This is a genomic window from Paenibacillus sp. FSL R5-0341 (genome assembly GCF_037975235.1).
Taxonomy (GTDB): Bacteria; Bacillota; Bacilli; order Paenibacillales; family Paenibacillaceae; genus Paenibacillus; species Paenibacillus amylolyticus_A.
Genome location: NZ_CP150241.1, coordinates 6423545 through 6436050 on the forward strand (window position 1 = coordinate 6423545; position 12506 = coordinate 6436050).

Consider the following 12506-nt stretch of genomic DNA (forward strand, 5'->3'; position numbering starts at 1 on the left):
CGCTTCTAATGTTAAATATACTAACATATGAAACAAGCATTAGAAATAATTAAAATTAGGGAATGAACACGCAAGCACAACAAAAAAGGCCGGAAGTCTTCACTTCTGCGGCCTTTTCCTTATACCTCATCCGGAATATCAAATGACACCATCGTTCCCTCACCCGGTTCACTTACGATCGATAATCCTTGACCATACCGTTGCAGCAATCTGCGGTTCGTATTCACAATGCCTATGCCGCCCTTTCCGCCTGGCGTAGCATGTAACAGCTCTGCAACCTTCTCCGGTTCGATGCCTTTGCCATTATCCTTCACCTCAATACGGGTATAACCCTCATGGCGAGTAATAGACAGGCATACCGTCCCACCCACACTTCGGCTTAATAACCCATGTCTTACGGCATTTTCGATCAACGGCTGAATCGATAGCGGCGGGAGAAGCAACGGAAGGTCTGGCTCTACGTTTAATACCACCGACAATCGATCCTCAAATCGCGTTTTCTCAATAAAAAGATAGGCTTCCACGAGTTCCAGCTCGTATGATAATTTCACCAGTTCCCCTGTATTGAGATAGTTGAAGCTGATCCGCAAATAGGATGAAAAAGCTTCACCAAGCTTCCGCATATGCTCTGTATCAATATCACTTAGGACCATAAGTGAATTCAGCGTATTGAACAGGAAGTGGGGCTGAATCTGTGCCTGCAAATAGGCAGCCTCCATGCGCAGGCGCTCTTGAATGGACTGATTCAACATGGTCAATGCACGTATCCGATATTTCAGCTCCACCGCATCTACAGGCTTCGTGACATAATCATTCGCGCCCGATGCGAAACCCGTGTAGATATCAGGCGGCTGACTTCGTGCAGTCAACAGCAGTACAGGAAGCTCAGACATCGAGAATTGTTCCCGTACCTTCTGGGTTAACTCATAGCCGGACATATTAGGCATCATCACATCTGTAATGAGCAGATCCCACTGACGTGTGCCGAGCAATTCCATCGCTTCCTGCCCCGAACGTGCTGTAGTTATATCGTATGGCTCCGTCGAGAGAATACTGACCAACACATCCAGATTCACCGGATCATCATCCACAGCCAGAATGGTGGCTCTCCCCTCTTTTAACAACGGAGCCATCTCCGCTGTCGCCGAAGTTTCCACGACGTCCATCCCAGAGCGAGGTAACAGGAATCCGCCAGGAGCATCTTCCATCATCTCCATTGCCTGCTCCCAGATCAGGGGAAGCTGCGACTCAGCCTGATGGGTTGTTTCATGCGCGAGCGGCAGATCGAAGCTGAACACGGAGCCTTTTCCAAGTTCCGAGTGAACCGTTAGTGCCCCACCATGAAGTTCTACAAGTTGTTTGCAGATGTTCAGTCCAAGCCCGATGCCTTGTCCATCACTTATGCCATACGACCCTTGTTCATACGGAAGAAAAATACGCATCCGCGTGTCTTCATCCATGCCAATGCCTGTATCCGTCACATGAATCAGAGCATGTCCTTCGCGAATATCGGCACTTACGGAGATCGTTCCTTCCTCTGTATGTTTGAGCGCGTTGTGCAGCAGATTATACAAAATCTGAACCAGTCTTTCTTCATCAGCCATAACCAAAGGGAAGGACTCCGGAATATCCATATGTAGACGGACCGGTTTTCGCTCTGCCATGAATTGCAGCATGGCGATAATACCAGGCACTACTGACTGTATGGAAAGAGGAACCTGGCGCAGCACAATGCGATGCTCCTTCAGCCGGACTACATCCAGTAGATCGCCAAGCAGATGGGACATCCGTCGACCGATCGTGATAAGCAGTTCCATATCCTCCAGGCTCCGTTCATCCAGCCTGCTCTTCTCTCTGGTAACGACGTTATGGGCGATGTTAATGATTCCGTGCAGCGGAGTCCTCAGTTCATGGGATGTATTCGCCAGGAATTGATCTTTAATTTTGTCACCCTTCTGCAGTTCTATATTCAGTTTCATATTCTCACTGGCATTCCTGAAGTACTTCTTGAACCAATAGGCGGAGAAGCCGGTAATCGCAAAAATAATATCAATCGGATAATAGACGGTTGTCACATCTCTGGCCGTCTCGGCCACACTCCATAACAGATTGGATGTAATACCTCCTGCGGTAAGCAGCAGAAACACAATGTCCCGGTCCCCCTGTTTCCTGAAGATCATCGTTCCGACGATGTATAGAAACCAGATCATGGATACAAGAAAGAATACGTTAATGACATTGTAATGGATCATGGCATATGTAATATGAATGGGCACCACCACGATTATGGCAGTATAGATCAAGGTAATGAGCACATGTAACTGAAGCCATGCCTTTCGCACATGAACCATCGTTAATCTCTGGAATAACAGAAGGATACAAGCATTTTGCAACAACAATGCGATCAATCGAATTTTAATGCCCCAGGTATAATTAATAGGAAGCCATAACATCAATATATTATCATGACCTATCATAACCGCGACGCCAACAGATACAGTTAACATGGTTCCAACCAGCAAGGAACGTTCCTGTGGATTAAATGCGTAGAGAATACAGGCATACATACCGTGAAGGATCAGAATTAGAAAGGTAACCATCTGAAAACCAATGGAGTACCATCGCGAAAAATCAACAGCTGCCTGTGAACCAAAGCGAACAGGTTTGCTAATTCCGCCCATATACGGGCTGTCGTAATTGGCTACACGGATCAATAATTCAATGGAAGTTGTTCCTTCCTGATCGTAGGTCGCTGTATATGAAGTGCTTCTGGGTGTATAGGTACTGCTATCCATAGAGACCGTACCCATTCCCCCATCGGCATCTCCATTCATCTCAATCTCGGATGAACTTCGAATTCCCTTGAACCAGAAGGTAACCGGCGTCTGAAGCGGATCTGTCAAAATGCGCAATCGATATGTTCCGTAACCATACGAACTCTCTTGTTCCTGATTCTGTGCACTCCCCCAGTCTCCTGGGACCTGAACACGCTTCGCACCGCCATTCCTCTTCGCAATATCTTGTTGGGTCAGCAACTCATCCAGGTAAAGTTCCCATTCCCCATTCAAGTACATGACCGGGGATTGATCCAGATGCACACCTCTCAAATCAAGCACCCCATTAACGGCGCGATGCTCATCTGCTGTGTAGAATAGCTCGGTCCATGCCGAGCGCATACCAATCAATACGCCAAAAATGATCAGCGTGATGATCATATATTTGTAACGGTTTACAGGTTTCGTTTGAAGTGATTTCATTATTTATGTTTTCATGACTTTGGTTAACCCGAGCTTCCAGTCCTGATACCATTCGCTAATGTTTTCACTGATCGGTATCTCCAAATCTTGCTCCATTCTGGTGGTTAAGAGACGATACTGCTCCTCCACACCGAGATCATTGTTCATTTCGTTGTATAGTTTCATTAAAATAAAATAACTTTCTTCCTCATCCGGAAGCATCTGCTGGATACGCCGCGTGCTCTCAATCACTTTCTCCCCCAGCCCCTGTTGCTGGTAATACAGACTTAGTTGTCTCATATGATACAGCCACAGGTAGCGTAATCTTTCCCGTTCGGGCTCAGCCCACATGTATTCGTAATTGCCAAGATACGTGCCCTTGTAAAGATGAAGCGCTTGCTCATAGGCATCAATGTTACTGGCATCCACGACTTTCCATTGTCTGATCTCTTGTTCCCACTGCTCACTATCCAACTGAGCTTCACCCAATTCGAGCCGATAGCCGGCTTCCAAGTGTCCACTCTGAATCGTGATCATATCCATGTTGCATGCTTTCAGGGTTTGGCGGACATGATACATTGCGGTATAAAGCTGATGTACCGTCTTGTCCTCTTCCAATTCAGGCCACAACATCTCCAGCAACACACTGCGATGAATCGTCTGATTCCGGTGGTGAAGTAAATAGGCAAATAGCTCCTGCGCCTTGCTTGTGCGCCATTTGGCAACCTGAATATCCTTGCCCGGAAGCTTAAACTGAATCTGATTGAAACTGCAAATTAGAGGTACGTTCGTATCCTTTGACCGCTGCTCGCGTTTTACGCTCAGTTTCTCCCGGACTCGGCTCACAGTCTGCTTCAATCGATCCTTTTGTATGGGTTTCATCACATAGTCCAAGGCCTGCAGCTCGAAGGCATGCACCGCATATTGGTCATAACTGGTCACAAATATAATCTCGGTGCCCGGTGTTGCTGCCTGAATCTGTCTTCCCAGATCCATTCCATCCATCTCCGGCATATGAATATCCAGAAATACAACATCAGGACGGTTCTCCACAATACCTGCCATGGCCTCTGTCGGATTCATATATGTAGCGATAATTTCGATGCCGCTTACTTCTTTTTCTAGTGATTTTTGAAGGCCTATCAACGCTAGACGTTCGTCGTCAACCAATATCACTTTCACCGGAGCTTCCTCCTCGACCCTGAGGTCTTGAGATTTATTTCCACTATTATATCATAGGAATTTTAAGTATTTAGGGTTCTTGGTTATCCATTTTTAATTTCTAGCAATTTAATTGTATAATACTTAATAGAAGACAGGTTAACAGATCCGGTCTGGAAGAGAGGAAGGTTCCCTATGTCAGATGCTAATCATAGCTTTGGGCAAGCCCTTGTCAAATCATTAGTGGGCGAACGCGGTCATATCCGCATCGCTCGTGCTCTACCCGATATTGATATCACACTTGCTGCTCGTACGCACGATGCTATGCCATATACGATCTATCAGTTGGTGAAGCACATGCATTACTGGCAGCAGTTCATGCTCGAGCACTTGGAAGGACGTAAGCCGCAGCTCCCTGCTAACGTGAGCGAGAGCTGGCCTGAAGAGAAAGGTCCACAGGACGAAGCCACGTGGCAGGCGGATATTCAGGCATTCTTGGATGGGGTTGATCAAGCCGTAGCCATTGCGGAAACGGCACAATTGGATGATGCACTGCTCTATTTCCCAGGGGAAACCAAGGCAGGACTCCTGCGCAATATCGCATCCCACAACTCGTATCATCTAGGCGAGATTGTTCTGCTTCGCCGCTTCTATGGCGCATGGCCACCTCCAGGTGGCGGGTTCCCGGCGTAAACAGAGAAGATTCCGGTAGAACGAAAGCAAGCCGCAAGGGAATGTCTATCCCTCGCGGCTTGTATTGTTTTTACCATACTGTACATTGTCTAGATAAAGCTAGTATAGAGGTGTGTCAACACACCGATAGGATACATACTTTGCTCCATCCATATATCTTAACGTGCTATCGTCCATAAGGTTCTAGACCTCCGGGGTCATTAATCCTTGGATAAACGTCTCAAAGTTCGGTGCCAGCGGAATGGTCTCTTTGGGATTCTCCCTTTTCACATAGACCACCTCGGGTTCTCCATCATTACCGAATGAACGATAATCAAGCATGACAACCCCCGACTCCGAAGGAGATACTGCGATGACTACACCAATCTCAGGATAGCCTTCACGTTCAATCAAAGTCCAGCTACCTTGTGCACCGGCTAATGTGCGAGGCTTCTCACGGCCAATGCCCAGTATGCCTTCAATTTCGACATAATCCGTAGCTCCTGTATCTGTATTCGCTACAGGGAAATAACGATTGTACGGAATACCACCATTATGTAGCTTCATCATCTCAATGTAGGAGGCAGGGAGTCGGAACACCAATTGCTCCTCCACAGAGTCAATGAGACCATCACTTGGCGGATTGGACACATAATGCTCCAAGGCCTGTTCACTATCGTTCCAGAATTCGCCGGATTCTGGTCTGGGAACCGTTGGAAGGGTCGCTACAACGTCAACGGGTACACGGAATTCTTCACTAGCCTCTGGATCCGTTTCAACTTCAGGTTCAGACTCGGACGGCTCCTCCATTTTGCTTCGAATCCATTCCAGAAACTCCAGCGTATCATCATCCTCAGGCTCCAATTCATCCGCTCTTTCGAACGCTTGCTGCGCATGCGCATATTGCTCCAGATAATAATAAGCCAGTCCAATCCGATAATGCCAGAGTGGGTCACCTGTGCCCTCTTTAGCAACCGTCAGGAATTGTTCGACCGCTTCTTCATACCGTTCCAGGTTATTTAGCGCTCGTCCCAAATGGTTAACCAGCTCATAGTCCCTTTCTTCCACAGGAATCGCTTGAATTGCATCTACAATTTCCTGAAATTCATCCTCTTCATGCCACTCTTGCAATTGAACCAACAGATCGTCTCTCATGCCTTTGGCCTCCCCGTTCATTCACTCATGATTACGTATTGAAAATTATACCACTATACGGATTACCATCTCCAGTAACGTAAGATTCTTAGACATATTATGAATCGATATCTTATCATTTCCAATACCGAAACTAAAAAAGGTAACCTGAACCCTGTTATGAAAACCAGGCAGGCTACCTCCTTTATTTCTTGTACAACATTTGAATTCTTAACTCAATTCAGCAGCTCAACACAATCGTAGACCCAACCTGCACTCAACCAATTACCCAAGTCACTGGAACCACTGATCGGCGTAATTGTGATGGTATTGGAACCATTGACGAAGTAGGATGCTGGAACATTCCAGCTAAAGGTTGTGTTGTTACCACGATAGGTACCAATGGTGAAGCTACGAGAATTGGGCTGTGAAGATGCAGCAGGATTGGTTAAAGCACGTCCATTAACCGATACACTCGGTCTGCCATTATTGTAGGCTGCGGTAATCCCGATATTGAGCATATGAGAAGATGCCGCTTGAGATGCATTCAAGTTAAACGTTATTGTGGTTGGAGAATTCTGACCACGGAACTGGATTGCCGGGAATCGATTGGTCGCACTTCCTGTAGCGTAGCTAACCGGTCCCCAGCTTGGGTTGCGACTATCGGACGGGTGACGAATCGGAATCGTCTGTCCATTCAGGAACTCCCGTGGTGTACCATCCCAGTTACCGATTCGCCAGATGCTTGAGGCTTGACTCGGGTCATTGTTAATCGTACGTGTATTCAGTGTCGTCGTTTGGCCTGCCGTGACATTAACCGTTTCCGTATATACGGCCAGTTCTCCCTTATAGGCTGTCATGGTGTACGTCCCTGGGATCATGCTATATTTGGCGGCCGCTCCACTTGAAGATGTACTCACCCAATACTGGGCGTTGCTATTGGCGAACCCAATTGTATATGCATAACCCGTATCCATCCCGGAGAGGCCGTTAAGCACTACGTTCCCCCGACTGGATACCCAACCCTGCAGATTCAGACCAGACATCCAGCTGAAATCGGGTACACTTGGCGTACCTCCCGTTGTGAAGATCAGAGCGTACGGCCCATGCAGACCCAGGCGCCAATTCTCCGTCTGTGCATGTCCCGAGTTCATGTAGTTATATACTTCCGTCTCTGTTCCACTTTGGAACTGGATGTCGCGGAAGAATGGACCACCGGAGCTTTTCTCCCGATTCCCGTAGGCCATAAATACACCTACACCATTACCCGTAACTCCACGAACGGATAAGTCTTTGGCCTGATCATTTCCATAATATTTGGAGGCCGACTGTCCATTTGCAAACCCGAACACATCCTGACTTTCAATCGCTCCAGTGTTACCTCGATTATTGGAATTCGCCGGAACACCTGTCAACACACTACCATTACCGCGGAAAATGTACCGCAGCTCCCCGATCGAAGGTTGAGCCGTGATATGCGTTGCCATGTATATGATATTCTCGCCACCACGCGAAGCATAATAGTGAGTCAGTGTGCTTGTGGATACCGTGATTAACACGGTTGATCCTGAAGGAGAGGTATTCCACGTCACATTGGCGGAGGAGCCCAAACCTGAGCCGATATGTGATCCTCTATTGCTGTTCAGCTCCGTACCGTTCATTTTGGCTGAGATAATATCCCCATTGGTTTTGTTCACCACATAGACTAATCCTGACCCAGTGTTTACTTCAATTCTGGAGCCGTTATCGGTCACATTAATGGTTGCCGCGTGTCCGGTAGATGCAGGGTATACAACAGCTGTTGCGATCATAACGATGATTAAAAACAAACCAAGCGCCTTTCTCACTATACTTTTGGTCATGAGTAAATCCCTCCTTGGAACTCATTCAATAAAGCGCTTACATAATGATATATAACAACTGACACTTCCGTCTCATATCGATATGTCTGCTATGCGGGCATGTCCATAGTCACTGAAATGTTATGTCTGTGTGCGTATAGAATAGAGTCATCACATCATGTAAACCTGATCTCGCCACCCCCTTCTTAAATCACTCTTCTACATACAAGAATTCTTACAATTCCAATAAAATAATACCATTATATTACATATACTTGCAATGAAAAACGGCTCATATATCCGATAGCAAATTCTAAAACAAAAAACGCAGCTTCAAAAAGCTGCGCCCGCAGATATCAAACTAGAGATGCATCATCTCTTCCGAATAGGTATCCATATCTCACTTCGATATTGCTCTACAGTAACATCCTTGTGCTCATTCCATAGCATTTCCGGACCCTCACTCAGCTCATAGTCCGATGAAGGAAACCATTCCGCATAGATCCGGCCCCACACCTCCTGAAGCGTGCCTGGAAACGGGCCAACGACGGTAAATACTGCCCACGTCGAAGCAGGAACCTCCAGGTGTTCCAGTCCTTCAGGCGTCTCTTTTGTCGTAGCTGCACCAATGTAATGATCCAGTTCTCCCTGTTCCGCCATACGTTCCTCACTGAAATGGGCTGAAGCACTGATTAAGCCCAGAGGCTGGACGTTCGATGCCCCCTTAATCGTATCGATCAATTCCGGTGTAAGACTCTGGTACATCGCAGCGATCTCCGGATTTATCCCGTTGAATACGATTGGCACCCTTTTACGAATACCCACAATTCGAAAAGCCTCTTTGTCTTCAATACGGTAGTTCATTTCGCTTCCTCCTTGAATGGTCAGTTGAAATGTCATCCGCGGGAAGGCTTTAAGGGACGGACCATGGTTTCGCGCTTCGGAGGGCGTAGTGCCGTGCATGCTTTGAAACGCCCTAGCGAAAGAATCCGGCGATGTATACCCATATTTCAGCGCAATATCAATGATTTTGCTGTCACTTTGACTTAGCTCCATGGCCGCAAGCGTCAAGCGGCGACGTCGAATATATTCCGACAGCGTTACACCACTAAGAAAAGAGAACATACGTGTAAAATGATACTCCGAGCAGCAGGCAATTCGGGAAATCTCCTTCATATCCAGGACATCCACCAGATGCTCCTCAATGTAATTCAAAGCTTCATTTAACTGTCTCAACGTATTCATATCATCCCTCCCACGTTAATCCAAGCTTAGCAAAGTCATTCTCTTTGCATCCGACATTACCTGCACCATTCTGTAGGGTCTTTGTACCCGAACCAGAAAAAAAGAGCAGCATTCCGCTGCTCTTCTCTAACCTTGATACTTACATCTCGCTAGCATTTAAGTCAAACAGGTCAAATCAGATACTCCGCCATAATCTGCTCGATATCATACGGCGTAACGCCTTGATCGACCGAATAGATTGTATCCGCCTGATCTATTGTATCCACCAGCTCTCCTCTAGCTTTGGCATGGAGCATGAACAAGTCATGCAGATCAGGTTTGCGTAAAGTCGTTAGTGCTTTACCCATCAGGACCATACCTTTTTGATTGCCCTCCACATTATTGTAGTAATCCGGATGACTTGTCAGCGCCAGGTCTGTCCAGATGACAGTGCGCTCAACCAGATCCATAATGACAGGGATCGCAATCTGCGTATCCGCGGTAATATCGATTTTGTTCGCTACGGTACACGGTTCGAAAATCTCACCAGACCCCGGTTTCTTCCGCATCATCCACCCTACAAAACATTCGGGCAGATCACAATACGGATGACTGGTAAACGAAAGTAGTGTTGCCACCACATATCGTCCACCATAAGCCACGATGGATGGAATATGCAGATCAATAAACTCACTTGCTCCGTTAGGTGCAGTCACGATATCTCCGCTATGGACAGCCTTATAGTTAGAGGATCGCAGATTCGTATAGGAAATATGCTCCACATAGTTCCAGTCCTTATCGTACATCACCGCAGACAAGTCAATGTCCACGCGTCCTGTGGATTTGCCATCCACGTCCCCCTCTTTCCACCAATTGAAGAAACGAATCGTATCTCCCTCTGCCATCGGCACACGACTCCCTCGAACAATGGTATGAAGAGCCTTACTCGCCGATCTCTGGGAAAAGGGCACCAGATAATCATGAAGCTGTGGATCGACATAAGTCTTCCCAAGCGGGGCAAGGGCAGCGAAGCGCTCTACCAGCGCCTGCTCACACAATTGCACGACATCCTGACACGTGGCTTCATCGATCTCTGACAACTCATTCGGAATAGCAAAAGCTTTGGCGACATTGCCTTTCGGGAAGAAGACACGCAGATCCTGCGGTTCATTACGGCGGGCAAAATGCTGTCGTACCTGCAATAACACCGGGGTGGATACTTGCTCCAGTACCTCACCAAATGCCAGCAGTACATACGTTTCATCTTCGGTCATCCGCAACAAGTGATCCAGTCTTCTCGCGAATTCACCTGGACGCTGTGACAACAGATCGATCAGACTCCAGACATTCCGATATTGGAAGGCAAGTTCGACACTTCCGTTGAAGGTCGAAAATGGCTTATTATTACGCAAAATATCAAAGGCTTCTTCGCATCGCGGATACCGAAGCTTATATTCCGATGGATGCAGAATTTCGCCAAGGCGAATCCAGCGATCCTTATATCGCAACATATCCTCCGTGATGGAGCCACATTGCTCCAGCAATCCGAGCAAAAGGCGTCTCTCACGCCGTTTGAATTTTCGGAAGGGAGAAGCCACAGCGAGGCTAACATCACCATTGGACCAGGCAACAGCCAGACGGAGGACATCACTTACCGTTTTGAAATACGGACTAATTCGGTCGAGGTTCGCCTTTTCATGCTTCAACAGCGAGGCGACCACAAAGCCCACATTTTCTTTGAACGGAATCTCAGCAGGTAGAATCGCATCCACTTCACTTGGATCTGCATGCTCCAACACCATGTCGATATCTGCCTTGTCTGTTTCCGAGATGGAACCCTTAGCTTCAATGATCTGGCGGATCAGCGTCTGGAATGCTTGTTTGTTTCCCAAACCAATGACTTTCAAGGCCGTCTTCTCCAGCAAAGGCATTCTTTCCACAGATTGTTGATCCGGATAGACCACAGTCAGATTGGTCAGATAATGAATAATTGCATTAAGGTATAACTCCGCTTCATCCGCTTGCATCACCTGCATTGGGAATCCTGCATACATCGGAGTGTACTTCACATGTGCGCCAACCATGACTCTCAGATCAGCCACAAGTTGAATATATACCTCTTCAAATTGCTCCTTGGACAGCTGCCGCATCGCCTGCATTAACTCATCCGAGAAGGTGTATCCGAGTGCTTCAATATTTTTAAGGGCGGTCGCCAGATGAGTCTTCGGCAACTCTTGTTTCCCTTCGTTTGATTCGATAATGAGTTTGTTCGCTCTGCGCAAATAGATCGTATTGTTCATGATAAAAGAGTCCAGGAAAGCCACATCCCTATTAACATTTGGTAGATGGCTTTAGAAGGAAGGAATGTGATAGCCTGGACGCCTCCTCTCTGAAATAAAATCTTCAGGAGAGCTGCGACCCTATGATCTCCAATGATGTAGAAGGAAGGATCGCAATAGCCTGAAGGCCAGCGGTTCGAAGTTCGTCACCCGAACCTCTGGTGAACCCATCATCTCAGATTCCACGATCTGCCAACAGGGCGAAAGTATTACGACACGGTAAGATGAACTAATTTGTATTGGATAATGAGTCTGCCCAGTCATCCACAGATCTGACCTCTGCTTGAAGAGGGAATACTTTTTCCATAAGTACACGATGAACCTCAGGATCGGCATCGATGCAAGCATCCGAGAGCACGGTGAGCGCATAGTCTTTATCCGCCGCCTCTCTCAAAGTCGACAGAACAACACCGCTTGTCGCAATACCACTAAGAATGAGTGTGTCTATCTGGTGAGACCGAAGAATGACCTCCAGATCACTTCCGGCGAATGCGCTAACCCGAACTTTGGTCACAATAGGTTCGTCCAGCTGGGGTTGTACAGATTCATCAATCTGCACCGCAGCTTCCATGGCTGCCACCGCATCTGCTCCAGCTCCAGCCCGACCAGGAATTCCGCCGAACATTTTGTTACGTAAACTAATCTCTGGATAACCCGGACGGAACGCTACTCTTACGTAGATCACAGGAATCGCATGACGACGTGCAGTCTCAATCGCTTTTTGAAATGGTAGCAGGTCCTCTCTGTCTTTAACAAACTGGGACACGACACTCTTTTGCATATCCATGATCAGCAACGCACTTTTGCTCATTGAATGTGGCATATTATCCTTCTCCTTTGGAATTGAGTTGAGAAATTCAGAATAGATCGTATATTACTTCCCCGCAATAAACGGAGGA

The 12506-nt window shown here is 47.2% G+C and carries 8 protein-coding genes; 1 reads left to right on the forward strand and 7 read right to left on the reverse strand.

Going from position 1 to position 12506, the window contains the following annotated elements:
* Positions 1-119: 119 nt before the first annotated feature.
* Positions 120-3257: an ATP-binding protein gene (locus MKX75_RS28770; protein WP_339167799.1), complete on the reverse strand. Its 3138-nt coding sequence runs from the start codon at positions 3255-3257 to the stop codon at positions 120-122.
* Positions 3258-3260: 3 nt separating this feature from the next.
* Entirely contained in the window at positions 3261-4418 is a 1158-nt protein-coding gene (locus tag MKX75_RS28775) for a response regulator (protein WP_339167801.1), read from the reverse strand.
* Positions 4419-4592: 174 nt separating this feature from the next.
* On the opposite strand from MKX75_RS28775, the gene MKX75_RS28780 reads away from it, so the two are divergent.
* The gene (locus tag MKX75_RS28780; RefSeq protein WP_076332161.1) at positions 4593-5090 is read left to right on the forward strand and encodes a DinB family protein; all 498 of its coding nucleotides are present in this window, start codon (positions 4593-4595) and stop codon (positions 5088-5090) included.
* 183 nt (positions 5091-5273) lie between these two features.
* On the opposite strand, the gene MKX75_RS28785 is transcribed toward MKX75_RS28780, so the two are convergent.
* From MKX75_RS28785 to MKX75_RS28805, 5 genes are all read right to left on the reverse strand, one after another.
* Positions 5274-6224 (reverse strand): SMI1/KNR4 family protein, encoded by a 951-nt coding sequence (locus tag MKX75_RS28785; RefSeq protein ID WP_339167802.1) that lies wholly within the window; start codon positions 6222-6224, stop codon positions 5274-5276.
* Positions 6225-6439: 215 nt separating this feature from the next.
* Positions 6440-8065, reverse strand: coding sequence for a rhamnogalacturonan lyase B N-terminal domain-containing protein (locus MKX75_RS28790; protein WP_076332163.1), 1626 nt, complete (start codon positions 8063-8065; stop codon positions 6440-6442).
* A gap of 351 nt (positions 8066-8416) precedes the next feature.
* Positions 8417-9289: an AraC family transcriptional regulator gene (locus tag MKX75_RS28795; RefSeq protein WP_339167803.1), complete on the reverse strand. Its 873-nt coding sequence runs from the start codon at positions 9287-9289 to the stop codon at positions 8417-8419.
* A gap of 170 nt (positions 9290-9459) precedes the next feature.
* A complete protein-coding gene (locus MKX75_RS28800; protein WP_076332165.1) occupies positions 9460-11568 on the reverse strand; it encodes a TerD family protein in 2109 nt (702 codons plus the stop codon).
* A 268-nt stretch (positions 11569-11836) separates the two neighbouring features.
* On the reverse strand, positions 11837-12430 hold the full coding sequence (locus tag MKX75_RS28805; protein WP_339167804.1) for a cysteine hydrolase: 594 nt from the start codon (positions 12428-12430) through the stop codon (positions 11837-11839).
* Positions 12431-12506 lie beyond the last annotated feature (76 nt).